Source organism: Stenotrophomonas sp. 1337 (assembly GCF_031455455.1).
In the GTDB taxonomy this organism is placed as follows: Bacteria; Pseudomonadota; Gammaproteobacteria; order Xanthomonadales; family Xanthomonadaceae; genus Stenotrophomonas; species Stenotrophomonas indicatrix.
In genome coordinates, this window is the sequence record NZ_JAVDSR010000005.1 from 224,520 (window position 1) to 240,908 (window position 16,389).

The following is a 16,389-nucleotide window of genomic DNA, read 5'->3' on the forward strand; positions in this document are numbered from 1 at the left end:
ATGGCACGTCAGGCCGCGCCCGCCAATCGCGCGGCTTCTTCCAGGTCCACGCTGACCAGGCGGCTGACTCCCGGCTCGCGCATCGTCACGCCCGACAACTGGTGCGCCGCTTCCATCGTGGCCTTGTTGTGGCTGACGAACAGGAACTGCACCTTCTCGCTCATTTCCTTGACCATGCTGGCCAGGCGGCCGACGTTGGCTTCATCCAGCGGCGCGTCCACCTCGTCCAGCAGGCAGAACGGTGCCGGGTTGAGCTGGAAGATCGCAAACACCAGCGCCACGGCGGTCATCGCCTTTTCGCCGCCGGACAGCAGCGAGATGCTCGACACGCGCTTGCCCGGGGGACGCGCCATGATGGTCACGCCGGTATCGAGAAGGTCTTCGCCGGTCAGCTCCAGGTAGGCGTGGCCGCCACCGAACAGGCGCGGATACAACGCCTGCACACCGGCGTTGACACGATCGAAGGTGTCCTTGAAGCGGCCCCGGGTTTCGCGGTCGATCTTGCGGATCGCATCTTCCAGGGTCTCCAGCGCGGTGGTCAGGTCCACGTGCTGCGCATCCAGATACTCCGAGCGCTGCGAGGCTTCGCCATACTCGTGGATCGCGGCCAGGTTGACCGGCTCCAGCCGGCGCATGCGACCGTCGATCTGGTGCACCGCCTGCTCCCAGTCGCCCAAGCGGGCCTCTTCGGGCAGCGCGTTGATCACATCCTGCAGCACGAAACCGGCCTTCTCCACTGCGCCCTGCAGGGTTTCGGCACTGAGTACCAGCGCCTGCTGGTCCAGCTTGCGCTGCGAGATGCGCTCGCGCTGGGACAGCGCCTGCTCGTCGCGCTGGTGGCGGGTCTGCTCGTAGTTGCGCAGTTCGGCATCGATGCCATCCAGCAACGTGCGCGCTTCGGTCAGCACGCGATCGGCACGGACACGCTCTTCCAGCGCGTTCTGGTGCTCGGCCTGCAGCGATTCGACCGGGGTATCGCCTTCGTCCAGCTGCGAATGCAGTTCGCCCAGGCGTGCATCAAGCTGGCCACGCTGCGTACTCATGCGTTCCAGCGCCTGGCTCAACGACGCCACCTGGGCGCGCTGTGATTCCAGGGTCAGGGCCAACGCGTGCGACCGCTCGCGCACCGCACGGGCGGCGTCGCGGGCCAGATCACGCGCCTCGGTCAACTGACGGCGTTCGCCCTCCAGGCCCTGCCGGTTCGACTCCAGGTCACCCATGCTGTTGACCGCATTCTCCAACCGCGCACGCGCTTCACGCGCCTGCTCGCGATTGATGTCCAGGGTCTCCAGCAACTGGCTGAGCTCGCCTTCGATACGGTCGATGCGCGTACGTGCCGCCTCGACCTTGCCCTGCTGGCCCTGCAGCTGGCCGGCCAGTTCGGACACCGCGCGGTGCGCCAGGTACAGCGCACGCTGCGCATCCTCGCGCTGCTGTTCGGCGGCCAACAGGTGCTCGCGGAAACCGGCCAGCTGTTCTTCCAGTTCGGCTTCGCGCGATTGCAGCTGCTCGATCTGCTCGCGCAGCTCGTTGATTTCGCGTTCGCGCAGCAGCGCGCCTTGCTTGGCGGCGCCGGAGCGCGACACGCGCACCCAGCCCTCGCCCAAGCGTTCACCGCCCTGGGTGATGATGGAATCGCCCTCGGGCAGGCTGGCCTGCAGTGCATTGGCTTCGGCAAGGTCACGCGCGCCGTGCAGGCGTGCAAGCAGGCGCCGGATCGGCGCTGGTCCACGCACACGTGCAGCCAGCGAGGTCGGCGCGACCTTCAGGTCCGCACCGTCATTGGCAACCAGCGCGATGCGGCCTTCGCCCAGCTCACCCAACGCATCGACCAGGCTGGCCGGGTCGTCGACCAGCACGCCTTCGATCAATTGACCGAGCGCGCTTTCCACTGCGTTTTCCCAACCCGCATCAACATCCAGGCGCTCACCCACGCGCGCGGCCGAATCCAGCCCACGCGACTTCAGCCACGCCACCGCCGCGCCCTGCTCCTGGCCGAGTGCAGCCTGCTGCAGGGTTTCCAGCGAAGACAGGCGCCCGCGCAGGCCATTGACCTGCTTGCGCAGCTCGGCCAGCTCGTTCTGCCCGTTGCGCTGCTGCTCCTGCACGGCGGCGACACCGTGCTTGCGCTCCTCGACCTGCTCGGTCAGCTCATCCAGCGCGGTCTTCTGCGTATCGTGCTGCAGGTGCAGCTGCTCGAAGACTTCATCCAGTGCATCCACGTCCAGCCCGGCACGTTCGGCCGCCAGCGCTTCGCGGCGACGATCGGCATCAAGGATCTGCTTGTCCAGGTAGTCCACGCGGGTGCGCTCGACCTCGCCGGCGCGCGAGGCTTCCGAGCTCTGCGAGGTGTGCTGCTCCCAACGTTGCTGCCAATCGGACAACCGCGCTTCGGCCTCACGCAGGCCTTCCTGCTTGATCTCGTTTTCTTCCTGCAGCGCTTCCAGCTGCGGGGTAGCCGCATCGACCGCTTCGCGCAGCACCATCAGCTTGGCCTCGTCGCCGCTGATGTGCTGGCCCAGTTCGGCCAATGCCTGGCGGGTTTCATCGCGCGCCTTGTGCAGGCGCTGCGACAGTTCGCGCTGGTGCTGGATCTGCTGTTCGAGGCGGGCCAGCGTGCTGCCCACCTGGTAGACCTCGGCCTGCGCGGCATTGAGCGCGTCGGCAGCCTCCTCGCGGCGCACGCGGGAAGTCTCGATCCGCGCCTCAGCGTCGCGCTGGTCGGCAATCAGCTGCTGCAGCTTGGTTTCTTCCTGCGACAGCCCTTCGCGCAGCTTGGACAGGCGACCATCCAGGCCACGGTATTCCAGCGCCTTCCACTCCGCATCCTTGACCCGGCGCTCTTCCTGCAACGCCTGGTACTGCTCGGCCTGCTTGGCCTGCCGCTTGAGGTGCTCGAGCTGCTTGGTGATTTCCTCGCGCAGGTCGCCAAGGCGGTCCAGGTTCTCGCGGGTGTGGCGGATGCGGGTCTCGGTTTCCTTGCGGCGCTCCTTGTACTTGGAGATGCCGGCGGCCTCTTCCAGGTACACGCGCAGGTCTTCCGGGCGCGCTTCGATGATCTGGCTGATCATGCCCTGCTCGATGATCGAGTAGCTGCGCGGGCCCAGGCCGGTGCCGAGGAACAGGTCGGTGATGTCGCGACGGCGGCATTTGGTGCCGTTGAGGTAATAGTTGCTGCTGCCGTCACGGCTGACGGTACGCTTGACCGAGATCTCGTTGAACGAGGCGTACTCCCCGGAGATCGTGTGGTCGGAGTTGTCGAAGATCAGCTCGACGGTGGCCTGCGAGACCGGCTTGCGGGCATTGGAACCGGAGAAGATCACGTCGGTGAGCGAGTCACCACGCAGGCGGCTGGCCGAACTTTCGCCCATGACCCAACGCACCGCGTCGATGATGTTCGACTTGCCGCAGCCATTGGGGCCCACCACGCCGGTCATGTTGGTCGGCAGGTGCAGGGTGGTCGGATCGACGAAGGACTTGAAGCCGGACAGCTTGATCGTGGAAAGACGCATGGCGTGATTGGGTTCCGGGCAAGGGCCTTACGGCCGCCACCATAGTGGATGTCAGGTCAGCCAGCACCTCAAGCCCTTGATTTCAAAAGAATTCAACAAGGCCAAGGGTGACGCAATGGAATGAGTATAGCGGGGCCAATGTTCCACGGGCGGGATGACCGTGGGAGGAGGCTCAGCGCTCACGCCCGCTCGTGCTTCCCCGCTCTGCCGGGGGCCGCCCCGTAAACCGACCCGGGTCCGGAAAATGAGGCCAACGCATTGATCTTCATGGATTCATCCAGGATCTGTCGGCACGGGCGCAGCAGGCCAAGCACCGGCCCGGCCGGACGGGCCGCCCCAAAACAAAACGGGCACCCTTGCGGGCGCCCGTTCTGGTGGTGATACCAGGCCTTGCGGCGTGGGATCAGGCCTTTTCGGCTTCAACCACGACCTTGACGGTGGTCTCGACGTCCGCGTGCAGGTGCACCAGGACTTCGTACTCGCCAATGTTGCGGAAGGCGCCTTCGCCCAGGATGACTTCGCTCTTGCTCAGCGCCAGGCCGGCAGCGGTGAAGGCATCGGCGATTTCGCGGGCGCCGACCGAGCCGTACAGCTTGCCTTCGGTCGAAGCGTTGGCGGCGACGGTCACGCTCGCGCCTTCCAGCTTGGCCTTGCGGGCTTCGGCTTCAGCGTGGATGGACTGGGCCTTGGCTTCGTAATCAGCGCGCTTGGCTTCGAACTCGGCCTTGTTGCTCTCGGTGGCCGGAACGGCCTTGCCCTGCGGCACGAGGAAGTTACGGCCGTAGCCCGGCTTCACGTCGACCAGGTCGCCCAGGTTGCCGAGGTTGGTGACTTTCTGCAGGAGGATCAGCTGCATGGTATTGCTCCAGATAAGTTATTCGTTAGCGAGGCGCGGGCCCCGCAACAAAGGCTGTCCGAATAGCTGGCACAGCGGGGGCAGCGCGAAGCTGCCCCGCCGGCATCAGACGTCGTGGTTGTCGGTGTACGGAATCAGGGCCAGGAAGCGAGCGCGCTTGACGGCGGTCGCCAGCTGACGCTGGTACTTCGACTTGGTACCGGTGACGCGGCTCGGCACGATCTTGCCGTTCTCGGTCAGGTACTGGCGCAGGGTGTTGAGATCCTTGTAGTCGATCTCCTTGACACCTTCGGCCGTGAACTTGCAGAACTTGCGGCGACGGAAGAACTTGGACATGTCAGTGCTCCTTAGGCGGCCGAAGCGGCGTCGTCGCCGGCATCGTTGTCAGCGGCGGGGGTGGTTTCGCCTTCTTCGTCATCACGACGACGACGCTCACCACGCTCGGGCTTGTCGCCCTTCTCGTCCTTGCTCTTCATGATCAGCGACTGCTCGGTGTCAGCCTCGTCACGCTTGATGACCAGGTTGCGCAGGACGGCGTCGTTGAAGCGGAAGCTTTCGGTCAGCTCGGTCAGCACGGCCTGGTCGACTTCGATGTTCAGCAGCACGTAGTGCGCCTTCACCAGGTTCTGGATCGGGTACGCCAGCTGGCGGCGGCCCCAGTCTTCCAGACGGTGGATGGTGCCGTTGCCGTTCTCGACCAGCGACTTGTAGCGCTCGATCATGGCCGGGACCTGCTCGCTCTGGTCCGGGTGGACCATGAACACGATTTCGTAATGACGACTCATGTTTTTCTACCTTTCGGATGTGGCCTTGCGGCCGGACAGCCCCCCGCCGTTGATACCGCGGTGGGGCAAGGGATCCTGCCAGGGAGGCAGGAAGCCGCGCATTATGGCGCAGATGGGGCTGCCGGGCAACCGGCGAGCCGCAGAGCGACCTGAACCTGGTAGCGCCGGGCCATGCCCGGCGAACGCGGAAACCGCCCCGGGCTACCCCAGGTCCACATGCAGGCGGTGCTGGCCGCATTGCAGGCACTGGAACAGGCAGCCAACCATCTCCCCGTCACGGCTCAGGTGTTCCAGCAACCACTCGGCGTCGCGCGGGTTGACCTCGGCCACGTCCGGCCGGACCTGATCGAGGATGGGCAGGAGGTCCTCGCTGCCGGCAAAGCCGAGGAAGGCGCAGGGCCGTTCACAATGGCTCAGCCAGACCGATTGCTGCCAGGACGAGTAGCCCGGGGTGCGCTCGCAGATCTCCAGCAGCAGCTCACGGGCGATGGTTGGCGGCGGGTCGGCTGGATCCGGGGATACCCCCTCGATATCGCTCCAGCCGGTGAATTCACCCTCGTAACTGGCCGCTGCCCTGCCATCGGCGATACACCAGGGGCACAGGTAATCGGGACGCAGAGGTGTGTAGAACGGCCCCCGGTAACGAAGCGTCCGCGACTGACCGCAGCAGTCACAGATCCCGTCGACCTCTTCGAAGGAGAGGGCGTAGGCGTTGGGGTGATAAATGAAAAGCGGTCGTTCCATCCGTGGATCCCCTCCCTGCCGATCAAGGTCGGCATCTACCAGAGCAGGTTCCGATAGCGCCGGACCACGTCCGGCGGGCGCCAGAACCGGCCGTCAGGCCTTGTCGGCGTCGGTGGTGAAGCTCTCGCCGCAGCCGCACTCGGCGGTGGCATTCGGGTTGCTGAACGTGAAGGTCTCGCTCAGGCCGTGCTTGCCGAAGTCGATCACGGTGCCGTCCACCAGGGCCAGGCTCTTGGCGTCGACATAGATCTTCACCCCGTCCTGGTCGAACACGGTGTCGTCCGCGCGCTCCTCGCGGGCCAGGTCGGTGATGTGGCCCCAGCCCGAGCAGCCGGTCTTGGTCACGCCAAAACGCAGGCCCAGCGCGCCGGGGGTCTGGGCGACAAAGCGCTGCACGCGCTCGAAGGCAATAGGGGTCAGGCTGACAGCCATGGTGGATCACTCCAGAGGTACCGGGACATTATAGGGAGGCGATGGCCGCAGAAATGCCTCGCAAGCAGAACGCTGCAACCGGTAAACTCCCGTGTTCATAGATCGAGTCGATCAGCAGAGGATTCAAGTCATGACGGTGGTCAGCGTTGAACATGCGCTTGCCGGGAAGATCCCGGAAGGTGGCGAAGTCACGGTACGCGGTTGGGTGCGCACGGTGCGCGGTTCAGCAAATCTGGCTTTCGTGAATGTGACCGACGGCTCCTGCTTCGCCCCGATCCAGGTCGTGGCCGGCGACGCGCTGGCCAACTTCGACGAGATCAAGCGCCTGACCACCGGCTGCTCGCTGGTGGCCACCGGCACGCTGGTGAAGTCGCAGGGCAAGGGCCAGTCGTTCGAGATCCAGGCCAGCGCGGTCGAGGTGGTCGGCTGGGTCGAAGACCCGCTCACCTACCCGATCCAGCCCAAGCCGATGACGCCGGAGTTCCTGCGTGAAGTGGCGCACCTGCGCCCGCGCACCAACCTGTTCGGCGCGGTCACCCGCATCCGCAACTGCCTGGCCCAGGCCGTGCACCGCTTCTTCCACGAGAACGGCTTCAACTGGATCAGCACCCCGATCATCACCACCTCCGACGCCGAAGGCGCCGGCCAGATGTTCCGCGTATCCACCCTGGACATGGTGAACCTGCCGCGTGACGCCCAGGGCGGGATCGACTTCAGCCGCGACTTCTTCGGCAAGGAAACCTTCCTGACCGTGTCCGGCCAGCTGAACGTCGAGGCCTACTGCCTGGCGCTGAGCAAGGTGTACACCTTCGGCCCGACCTTCCGCGCCGAGAACAGCCACACCACCCGCCACTTGGCGGAGTTCTGGATGATCGAGCCGGAAATCGCCTTCGCCGACCTGGCCGAAGACGCACGCCTGGCCGAGGAATTCCTGAAGTACCTGTTCCGCGCGGTGCTCAACGAGCGCGGCGACGACCTGGCCTTCATCGCCGAGCGCGTGGACAAGAACGCGATCACCAAGCTGGAAGACTTCATCAACGCGCCGTTCGAACGCATCGATTACACCGATGCGGTCAGCCTGCTGCAGAAGTCCGGAAAGAAGTTCGACTTCCCGGTCGAATGGGGCCTGGACCTGCAGACCGAGCACGAGCGCTGGCTGACCGAGGAACACGTCGGTCGCCCGGTGGTGGTGACCAACTACCCCGAGCACATCAAGGCCTTCTACATGCGCCTGAACGATGACGGCAAGACCGTCGCGGCGATGGACGTGCTGGCCCCGGGCATCGGCGAGATCATCGGTGGCAGCCAGCGCGAAGAGCGCCTGGACGTGCTGGATGCACGCATGGCGCAGTTCGGCCTGGATCGCGAACACTACAGCTGGTACCGCGATTTCCGCCGCTACGGCTCGGTACCGCACGCCGGCTTCGGCCTGGGCTTCGAGCGCCTGGTGGTGTACGTCTGCGGTCTGTCCAACATCCGCGATGCGATCCCCTACCCGCGCGCCCCGGGCAGCGCGGACTTCTAAGCCCACACGCACGACCACGGAGGTACTGCCCCCATGACCCTGTTCTTCGCCCTGTGTTTCGTCGGCGTTGCAGTGGCCGGGTTCAGTGCCTTCGTGATTTTCTGGCCGCTGACCCTGGTGCATGTGCGCGATCGCCATCCGGCGCTGGCGCAGCGCTTCGGCAGTGGCGCCTTCCTCAAGCCCGATGCGCTGGGCTGGCTGCTGCGGCGCGAATACCGCACCCAGCCGGACCGCTCGCTGTCCGGGCTGGCGACGCCCGCCTGGGTATCGCTGCTGACCCTGCTGGCCGGACTGGGCATGGCTGCCCTGCTCTGGCTGGCCTCGCTCTGGTAAGACACACATGAACGACCTTTCCCACGTCCGCGACAGCTGGTGGCTGGCCAGCCTCGGCAACACCCTGATCTGGGCGCGCCTGCGCATCCGCGAGGCCGGCACTGCCGAAGTGCTGGACAGCGATGGCAATACGCTGAGCTACGACAGCGAAGACACTGCACGCTCGCAGCTGTTCGATGCCGAGTTCGTCGAGTACGACGGCCTGGATGAAGAAGATGCGCTGGTGCGCGGTTTCTCGCTGCATGAAGTGCAGCCACCGCAGGCAGGCAGCGACGAAGGCCTGCGCGGGCGCATGGTGCAGTCGCTCGGCAGCCGCGCCTGAGGCCAACCGATGTTCACCCCGCGCGCTTTCGCCGAGACCGACCTGCTGTGGCTGGATCGCCTGCTGGCGCGTGATCCATTCGTCACCGTGCTGACCGCCGGTGGCGATGGCCTGCCGGAACTGACCCGGCTGCCGGTGCTGTACCAGCGCGACGGCGACCACATCGAGCTGCGCGGCCACTGGGCCCGTGCCAACCCGCAGGCACGTCACAGCGGTGCGGCCAAGGTGTTGGTGGACGGGCCGCACGGCTATGTATCGGCCAGCTGGTACCCGGACAAGGAGCCGATGGCACGGGTGCCCACCTGGAACTACGCCGTCGCCGAGCTGCGCGGCCAGTTGCAGCCCTTCGACGGTACCGATGCCCTGGCCCAGCTGGTCAGCGATACCGGCGACCACTTCGAAGCCAGCGTCGGCCAGGACTGGCGGTTCGAACCCGAGCGTGACGACCACCGCTGCCAGCTGCGCGGCATCGTCGGCTTCCGTTTTACCGTCGAACAGGTGCAGCTGACGCTGAAGCTGAGCCAGAACCACCCCGAGGCCAACCAGCAGGCGGTGATGGCCGAACTGGAACGCCTGGACAATCCCCATTCCACCGAACTGGCGCAGTGGATGCGCCGGTATCGCGACGAAGCCGCCGCAGGCAGCTGAGCGCTCTGTTTCCCGCGACGACGCGACCAGAACGGCCGCGCCTTGCCCCCACCCGACGTCAGGGACCCCGAACATGAAAGACATCCACAAGCTGCTGCAGAACAACCGCGAATGGGCTGACCGGATCGAGAAGGAAGATCCTGACTTCTTCCATCAGCTGGCCAAGCAGCAGCATCCGGAATACCTGTGGATCGGCTGTTCCGATTCGCGCGTGCCGGCCAACCAGATCATCGGCATGGCCCCGGGTGAGGTGTTCGTGCATCGCAACGTGGCCAATGTGGTGGTGCATACCGACCTGAACTGCCTCAGCGTGATCCAGTACGCCGTGGACCAGCTGAAGGTGAAGCACATCCTGATCGTTGGCCATTACGGCTGCGGCGGCGTGCACGCCAGCCTGAACAACACGCGGGTGGGCCTGGCCGACAACTGGCTGCGCCATGTCGGTGACGTGGCGCAGAAGCACGCCGTGATCATGGATGCGATCGAGGAGCCGGAGCTGAAGCATGCCCGCCTGTGCGAACTGAACGTGATCGAGCAGGTGGTCAACGCCTGCCGCTCGACGATCGTGCAGGACGCCTGGGCCCGCGGCCAGAAGCTGATGGTGCACGGCTGGGTGTACAGCCTGAAGGACGGCCGCGTGCGCGAAATGGGCATCGACGTGGGCGCACCGGAAGAACTGCAGCCGGCCTACGAGAAGGCCCTGTCCTACGTTCCGCGCCGCGGCCGGCGCGACTGACCCTCCCTTACGGACACCCCCATGCTTGCCTCCCCCATCAACCTGCTGGGCTGGATCGAGGAAAACCGGCATCTGTTGAAGCCGCCGGTCGGCAACAAGATGATCGACAACGGTGATTTCATCGTGATGGTGGTCGGCGGGCCGAACAGCCGCACCGATTTCCACTACGACGAAGGCCCGGAGTGGTTCTACCAGCTGGAAGGCGAGATGGTGCTGAAGGTGCAGGAGGATGGCGCGGTGCGCGATATCCCGATCCGTGCCGGCGAAATCTTCCTGCTGCCGGGCAAGGTGCCGCACTCACCGCGGCGCCCGCCCGGTGGCATCGGCCTGGTGGTCGAGCGCAAGCGCCTGCCGCATGAACGCGATGGCGTGATCTGGCATTGCGAGCGCTGCAACCACAAGCTGCACGAAGAGTACTTCACGCTGCAGAACATCGAGACCGACCTGCCGAAGGTGTTCGCGCACTACCAGGCCAGCCTGGAACTGCGCACTTGCAGCGCGTGCAGCCATGTGGATCCGTTGCCGGCGCCAGTGGCGGCCTGACGGCGCTCCGCCCCCGGTAGATGCCCACCTTGGTGGGCGCTTGTTCGCACGTGCGCCAACCAAGGTTGGCCACTACCGGATCATGCGGCGCTGGCGCTGGGTGCGCAGCTACCGGGTGATGCCCCAGGCGCTACACTGGCAACCCCGTTGCAGCCTGTTGCCCGACCATGTCCGACCTGCTCAGCCGCACCCACGCCATTGCCCTTGATGCCGCCGATCCGCTGCGGCCGCTGCGGCAGGAATTCCTGATTCCGCGCCATGGTGGCGGTGAGCAGACCTACTTCGTCGGCAACTCGTTGGGCCTGCAGCCGCGCGGTGCGCAGGCTGCGGTGCAGGAAGTGATGAAGCAGTGGGGCGAACTGGCGGTGGAAGGCCACTTCACCGGGCCGACTCAATGGCTGTCATACCACCGCCTGGTCAGCGCACAGCTGGCCCGCGTGGTCGGTGCGCTGCCAAGCGAAGTGGTGGCAATGAACACGCTGAGCGTGAACCTGCACCTGATGATGGTCAGCTTCTACCGGCCCACGGCCGAACGCCCGGTGATCCTGATGGAAGCCGGCGCGTTCCCGACCGACCGCCACGCGGTGGAAGCACAGATCCGCTTCCATGGCTTCGACCCGGCCGACTGCCTGGTGGAAGTGCAGCCGGATGAAGCCAACGGCACGATCTCGATGGCCGCCATCGAACGCGCGATCGCCGCGCACGGTCCGCGCCTGGCGCTGGTGCTGTGGCCCGGCGTGCAATACCGCAGCGGCCAGGCCTTCGACCTCGATGCGATCACCCGCGCAGCGCGTCTGCAGGGCGCGCGCATCGGCTTCGACCTGGCGCACTCGGTCGGCAACCTGCCGCTGCGCCTGCATGACGTCGCCCCGGATTTTGCCGTGTGGTGCCACTACAAGTACCTCAACAGCGGTCCCGGCGCAGTGGCCGGTGCCTTCGTGCACGAGCGCCATCATCGCGACACCACGCTGCCGCGCTTTGCCGGCTGGTGGGGCCACGACGAAGCCACCCGCTTCCAGATGGCACCGCAGTTCACGCCGGCGGTCGGTGCCGAGGGCTGGCAGCTGAGCAACCCGCCGATCCTCGGCCTGGCACCGCTGCGGGCATCGCTGGACCTGTTCGAACGTGCCGGCATGGAATCGCTGCGCAGCAAGTCGCTGGCACTGACCGGCATGCTCGACGCACTGGTACGCGCGCGCCTGCCGCAGGTGCTGGAGATCGTCACCCCGGCCGAGCCGGAGCGCCGCGGCTGCCAGCTGTCGCTGCGGGTGATCGCTGGCCGCGAGCGTGGACGCGCCCTGTTCGAACACCTGCGCGCCATCGGCGTGCTGGGTGACTGGCGCGAACCGGACGTCATCCGCATCTCGCCCACCCCGCTCTACAACCGCTATCTCGACGTGCACCACTTCGTCGAGGAAGTGGAAGCCTGGGCCGGCCTGTAAGCCCGCCCTCCCCTACTGCTGGACAGTTCGTTGATCGCACATGCATCCCGCTCGCTGAGCATTGTCGGCGCCGGCCTGGCCGGATCCCTGCTGGCCATCCTGCTGTCACGGCAGGGCTGGCGCATCACCCTGTACGAACGCCGTGGCGATCCGCGCATCGCCGATTACGAAAGCGGCCGTTCGATCAACCTGGCCCTGGCCGAGCGCGGGCGCAACGCGTTGCGCCAGGCCGGCGTGGAAGACGAAGTGATGGCGCGGGCGGTGATGATGCGCGGGCGCATGGTGCATCCGCGCGAGGGCGAGCCGCAGCTGCAGCGTTACGGTCGCGACGACAGCGAAGTGATCTGGTCGATCCATCGCAGCGACCTGAATACCACGCTGCTGGAACTGGCCGAGCAGGCCGGCGCCACTGTGCATTTCCACCGCCGCCTGCACACCGTCGATTTCGATGCCGGCTACGCACGCTTCATCGATGATCGTGACGACAGCCCGCACGATATCCGCTTCGATACGCTGGTGGGTGCCGACGGCGCCGGCTCGGCGCTGCGTGCGGCGATGAACCGGCGCGAACCGCTGGGCGAGGATATTGCCTTCCTCGACCATTCCTACAAGGAACTGGAGATTCCGCCGAGCGACGATGGCGGCTTCCGCATCGAGCGCAATGCCCTTCATATCTGGCCGCGTGGCCACTACATGTGCATCGCCCTGCCCAACCACGAGGGCACCTTCACCGTCACCCTGTTCCTGCCCAACGATGGCGATCCGAGCTTCGCCACGGTCACCACCGGCGCCCAGGCCGAAGCGCTGTTCGCGCGTGAGTTCGCCGATACCCTGCCGCTGATTCCCAACCTGCGTGCAGACTGGGAGCAGCATCCGCCCGGCCTGCTCGGCACCCTCACCCTGCAACGCTGGCACCAGCAGGCACGTGCCGTGCTGATCGGTGACGCAGCGCATGCGATGGTGCCGTTCCACGGCCAGGGCATGAACTGCGCGTTCGAGGACTGCGTGGCGCTGGCCCGCCATCTGATGGAGGCGGACGACCTGCAGAGTGCGTTCGCCGCATTCGAGGCCGAGCGCAAGCCGAACGCGCGTGCGATCCAGCAGATGGCGCTGGAAAACTATCTGGAGATGCGTGACAGGGTGGCCGATCCGGCCTTCCTGCTGCAACGTGAGCTGGAACAGGAACTGCAGCGGCGCTGGCCCACGCGTTTCGTCCCGCACTACACGATGGTGACGTTCCTGCACACGCCCTATGCCGAGGCACTGCGCCGCACCGACCTCCAGCGCGCGATGCTGATCGCCGCCACCGCAGGCCACGACACCCTGGACAACATCGACTGGAACGCACTGCAGGCGCAGATCCATGCGCAGCTGCCGGTGCTGGAGGGCGCGCACTGATGGCCGACAGCTTCCTGTTCTACGACCTGGAAACCTTCGGCCAGGATCCACGTCGTACCCGTATCTCCCAGTACGCGGCAATCCGTACCGACAGCGACCTCAATGAGATCGACACGCCGGTCAGCTTCTTCGTTCGCCCGGCCGATGATCTGCTGCCCTCGCCGATGGCGACGATGGTCACCGGCATCACTCCGCAGCAGGCGCTGGCTGAAGGCATCAGCGAAGCCGAGGCGTTCGATCGGATCAACGAGCAGCTCTCGCGTCCCGGTACCTGCGCACTGGGCTACAACACCCTGCGCTTCGACGACGAGTTCATCCGCTACGGCCTGTTCCGCAACTTCCACGACCCGTACGAACGCGAGTGGCGCAACGGCAACTCGCGCTGGGACCTGCTGGACATGCTGCGTCTGATGCACGCCATCCGCCCGGACGGCATCCACTGGCCCAAGCGTGAGGACGGCGCCACCTCGTTCAAGCTGGAGCATCTGGCCGAGGCCAACGGCGTGCGCGAGGGCGATGCCCACGAAGCGCTGTCGGACGTGCGCGCGACGATCGGCATGGCGCGCCTGTTCAAGCAGTCGCAGCCGCGCCTGTGGGACTACGCGCTGAAGCTGCGCGACAAGCGTTTCGTCGGCAGCCTGCTCGACATCACTGCATTGAAGCCGGTGCTGCATATCTCGATGCGCTACCCGGCCAGCCGCCTGTGCGCGGCACCGGTGTTGCCGCTGGCGGTACATCCGACCATCAACAACCGGGTGATCGTGTTCGATCTCGACGGCGACATCGATGACCTGCTGGAACTGCCCGCCGAAGTGATCGCCCAGCGCCTGTACCTGCGCGCCAGCGAACTGCCCGAAGGCGTGGCCCGGGTGCCGTTGAAGGAAGTGCACCTGAACAAGGTGCCGGCGCTGGTGGCCTGGAACCACCTGCGCGCTGATGACCACGCACGACTCGGGCTGGACGTGGCGGCGATCGAAGCAAAAGCCGAACGCCTGCGCGCGTTCGCGCCGCAGTTGGCCGAGAAGGCGCGCCAGGTCTACAACCAGCCGCGCGCGGCGAGCGTTTCCGATGTGGATGCATCGCTGTACGACGGCTTCCTCGGCGCCGGCGACAAGCCGCTGCTGGCACTGGCACGGACCACGCCCGCCGAGCAGCTGGCCGCACTGGAAGGCCGCTTCCGCGATCCGCGCCTGCCGGAACTGCTGTTCCGCTATCGCGCCCGCAATCATCCCGACAGCCTCGCACCGGAAGAACGCGAGCGCTGGAAAGCCTATCGCCGCCAGCGCCTGTTCGGTGAGGAAGGCATGGGCGAACTCAACCTGGCCCAGTTCCAGCAGCAGCTCGACGCGCTGGCAGCCGAGGCGCCCGACGATGCCCGCCGCGCCGCGCTGCTGCAATCGCTGCGTGACTGGGGCCAGCACCTGCAGGAGGACCTGTGAGCACCTATTTTTCCGATGCCAGTTTCAAGTTCCTGCACAGCCTGGCGCTGCACAACGACAAGACCTGGTTCAACGACCATCGCCAGCAGTACGAAGACCACGTGCGGCAGCCGTTCCTGCGCCTGCTGGGCGACCTGCAGCCGGCCCTGGCCGAGGTCAGCGGACACTTCCGCGCAGACACGCGTGGTGTGGGCGGCTCGTTGTTCCGCATCCACCGCGACGCGCGGTTCTCCAACGATAAATCGCCCTACAAGACCTGGCAGGGCGCGCGCCTGTTCCATGAGCGCCGCCGTGAAGTGGCCGCACCCTCGTTCTACGTGCACCTGCAACCGGGCGAGAGCTTCGTCGGCGCCGGGCTGTGGCATCCCGAACCGGAAACCCAGCGCCGCGTCCGCCACTTCATCCTCGACAACCCGGGCAGCTGGAAGGCAGCTGCGCACGCACCGGCGCTGCGCAGGCGTTTCGACTTCGAGGAAACCGAGAAGCTGGTGCGCCCACCGCGCGGCTTCCCGGCCGACTTCGAGTTCATCGATGACCTCAAGCACCGCAACTGGGTGATGTGGCGTTCGCTGGACGATGCCACGATGACCGGCCCGCGCCTGCTGTCCACGCTCGGCAAGGACCTGGCGGCGCTCGGCCCGTTCGTGGACTACCTGTGCGCTGCGCTGGATCTGGAGTTCTGATGGCACTGGCGCGACAACGCCGCACGCTGGGCCGCACGAACCTGGCCGTTTCGCCGATCGGTCTGGGCTGTTCCGGTTTCTGGGGACACCACCGTTTCCCCGAGGCAGCGGCGGCCGAGGTGGTCGAGCACGCCCTGGCGCATGGCGTGAACCTGCTCGATACGGGCCATAACTACTCGGGCTTCCACGCCGAACCACGTCTGGGCCGGATCCTGCGTCCCCTGCTCGCGCGCTACCCGCGGCATTCACTGGTCATCTCCAGCAAGGGCGGCACGCTGACCGGCCAGGCCGGCATCAGCGGCGCCGAGCAGCGCAACTTCTCGGCCGCAGCGATCACCACCAGTTGCGAAGCCTCGCTGCGCAATCTCGGCCTGGACTACCTCGATATCTACCAGTTGCACGGCGCCAGCGAGCACGACATCAACGATGACCTGCTGGCCGCCCTGCAGCGCCTGAGGCAACGCGGCCTGATCCGACACACTGGCATCAATACGCATTCCGCATCGACATTGCGCTGGATGATCGCCAATCCGACGCTCTTCGACGTGGTTCTACTGGACTACAACGCTCTCCAGCAGGACCGCGAGCCTCTGATCGACCAGCTGCAGGCAGCCGGCATCGGTGTGCTGGCTGGCACGGTACTGGCACAGGGCCATCTGCTGCCCGCGCGACCACGGCTGCCGCGCCTGGCCGACGCCTGGTACCTGGCCCGCGCCTGGCTCAAGCCGAGCAGCCGGCAATTGATGCGCAGCGCACGCCAGATGCGCAGGGCTGTCGCCGCCATCCACAGCCAGCGTCCCGCCCAGACCGCCTTCGCCTATGCACTGGGCCACCCTGGCGTGGCCAGCGGCATTCTCGGCACCACCCGCACCCAGAGCCTGGACGAAGTGCTGGCGACGCGACTGGACGCATTGACCGTAGCAGAGCGCCAGCTGCTGATCGACGCATTCGGAGATGGCCGCGGCTCGCCCAGTCATTGAGCCTTCACCCC

At 66.2% G+C, this 16,389-nt stretch carries 17 protein-coding genes; 11 read left to right on the forward strand and 6 right to left on the reverse strand.

Annotated features, from left to right (window positions below; genetic code table 11):
• Positions 1 to 8 precede the first annotated feature (8 nt).
• The 6 genes from smc to J2X70_RS09985 all read right to left on the reverse strand — a co-directional run bounded on the left by smc (position 9) and on the right by J2X70_RS09985 (position 6,329).
• Positions 9 to 3,512, reverse strand: a complete 3,504-nt coding sequence (gene smc / locus J2X70_RS09960; protein WP_309910170.1) for a chromosome segregation protein SMC — start codon at positions 3,510 to 3,512, stop codon at positions 9 to 11.
• A 403-nt stretch (positions 3,513 to 3,915) separates the two neighbouring features.
• Entirely contained in the window at positions 3,916 to 4,368 is a 453-nt protein-coding gene (rplI, locus tag J2X70_RS09965; protein ID WP_025876905.1) for a 50S ribosomal protein L9, read from the reverse strand.
• Between the two features lie 105 nt (positions 4,369 to 4,473).
• The gene (rpsR, locus tag J2X70_RS09970; protein WP_002804494.1) at positions 4,474 to 4,704 is read right to left on the reverse strand and encodes a 30S ribosomal protein S18; all 231 of its coding nucleotides are present in this window, start codon (positions 4,702 to 4,704) and stop codon (positions 4,474 to 4,476) included.
• Between the two features lie 11 nt (positions 4,705 to 4,715).
• Positions 4,716 to 5,153: a 30S ribosomal protein S6 gene (rpsF, locus tag J2X70_RS09975; RefSeq protein ID WP_025876882.1), complete on the reverse strand. Its 438-nt coding sequence runs from the start codon at positions 5,151 to 5,153 to the stop codon at positions 4,716 to 4,718.
• A gap of 201 nt (positions 5,154 to 5,354) precedes the next feature.
• Positions 5,355 to 5,897 (reverse strand): CbrC family protein, encoded by a 543-nt coding sequence (locus J2X70_RS09980; RefSeq protein WP_309910173.1) that lies wholly within the window; start codon positions 5,895 to 5,897, stop codon positions 5,355 to 5,357.
• A gap of 93 nt (positions 5,898 to 5,990) precedes the next feature.
• Complete coding sequence (locus J2X70_RS09985; RefSeq protein ID WP_025876879.1) at positions 5,991 to 6,329, reverse strand: iron-sulfur cluster assembly accessory protein; 339 nt, start codon at positions 6,327 to 6,329, stop codon at positions 5,991 to 5,993.
• Positions 6,330 to 6,459: 130 nt separating this feature from the next.
• On the opposite strand from J2X70_RS09985, the gene asnS reads away from it, so the two are divergent.
• From asnS to J2X70_RS10040, 11 genes are all read left to right on the forward strand, one after another.
• Positions 6,460 to 7,854 carry an asparagine--tRNA ligase gene (asnS, locus tag J2X70_RS09990; protein WP_012511556.1) on the forward strand — a complete coding sequence of 465 codons (1,395 nt, stop codon included), beginning with the start codon at positions 6,460 to 6,462 and terminating at the stop codon, positions 7,852 to 7,854.
• A gap of 33 nt (positions 7,855 to 7,887) precedes the next feature.
• Entirely contained in the window at positions 7,888 to 8,187 is a 300-nt protein-coding gene (locus J2X70_RS09995; RefSeq protein WP_006376524.1) for a hypothetical protein, read from the forward strand.
• 7 nt (positions 8,188 to 8,194) lie between these two features.
• Positions 8,195 to 8,509: a hypothetical protein gene (locus tag J2X70_RS10000; RefSeq protein WP_025876872.1), complete on the forward strand. Its 315-nt coding sequence runs from the start codon at positions 8,195 to 8,197 to the stop codon at positions 8,507 to 8,509.
• A gap of 9 nt (positions 8,510 to 8,518) precedes the next feature.
• Positions 8,519 to 9,157, forward strand: a complete 639-nt coding sequence (locus tag J2X70_RS10005; protein ID WP_309910176.1) for an FMN-binding negative transcriptional regulator — start codon at positions 8,519 to 8,521, stop codon at positions 9,155 to 9,157.
• Positions 9,158 to 9,230: 73 nt separating this feature from the next.
• Entirely contained in the window at positions 9,231 to 9,893 is a 663-nt protein-coding gene (gene can, locus J2X70_RS10010; RefSeq protein WP_309910178.1) for a carbonate dehydratase, read from the forward strand.
• Between the two features lie 21 nt (positions 9,894 to 9,914).
• On the forward strand, positions 9,915 to 10,436 hold the full coding sequence (locus J2X70_RS10015) for a 3-hydroxyanthranilate 3,4-dioxygenase (protein WP_309910180.1): 522 nt from the start codon (positions 9,915 to 9,917) through the stop codon (positions 10,434 to 10,436).
• 167 nt (positions 10,437 to 10,603) lie between these two features.
• The gene (gene kynU, locus J2X70_RS10020; protein ID WP_309910182.1) at positions 10,604 to 11,878 is read left to right on the forward strand and encodes a kynureninase; all 1,275 of its coding nucleotides are present in this window, start codon (positions 10,604 to 10,606) and stop codon (positions 11,876 to 11,878) included.
• A gap of 30 nt (positions 11,879 to 11,908) precedes the next feature.
• Positions 11,909 to 13,276, forward strand: a complete 1,368-nt coding sequence (locus tag J2X70_RS10025) for an NAD(P)/FAD-dependent oxidoreductase (RefSeq protein ID WP_105164349.1) — start codon at positions 11,909 to 11,911, stop codon at positions 13,274 to 13,276.
• A complete protein-coding gene (sbcB, locus tag J2X70_RS10030) occupies positions 13,276 to 14,715 on the forward strand; it encodes an exodeoxyribonuclease I (protein WP_033831506.1) in 1,440 nt (479 codons plus the stop codon). The genes J2X70_RS10025 and sbcB overlap by 1 nt, the downstream gene beginning before the upstream one ends.
• Entirely contained in the window at positions 14,712 to 15,398 is a 687-nt protein-coding gene (locus J2X70_RS10035) for a DUF2461 domain-containing protein (RefSeq protein ID WP_309910186.1), read from the forward strand. The genes sbcB and J2X70_RS10035 overlap by 4 nt, the downstream gene beginning before the upstream one ends.
• Positions 15,398 to 16,378: an aldo/keto reductase gene (locus J2X70_RS10040; RefSeq protein ID WP_025876856.1), complete on the forward strand. Its 981-nt coding sequence runs from the start codon at positions 15,398 to 15,400 to the stop codon at positions 16,376 to 16,378. The genes J2X70_RS10035 and J2X70_RS10040 overlap by 1 nt, the downstream gene beginning before the upstream one ends.
• The last annotated feature ends 11 nt before the right edge of the window (positions 16,379 to 16,389 follow it).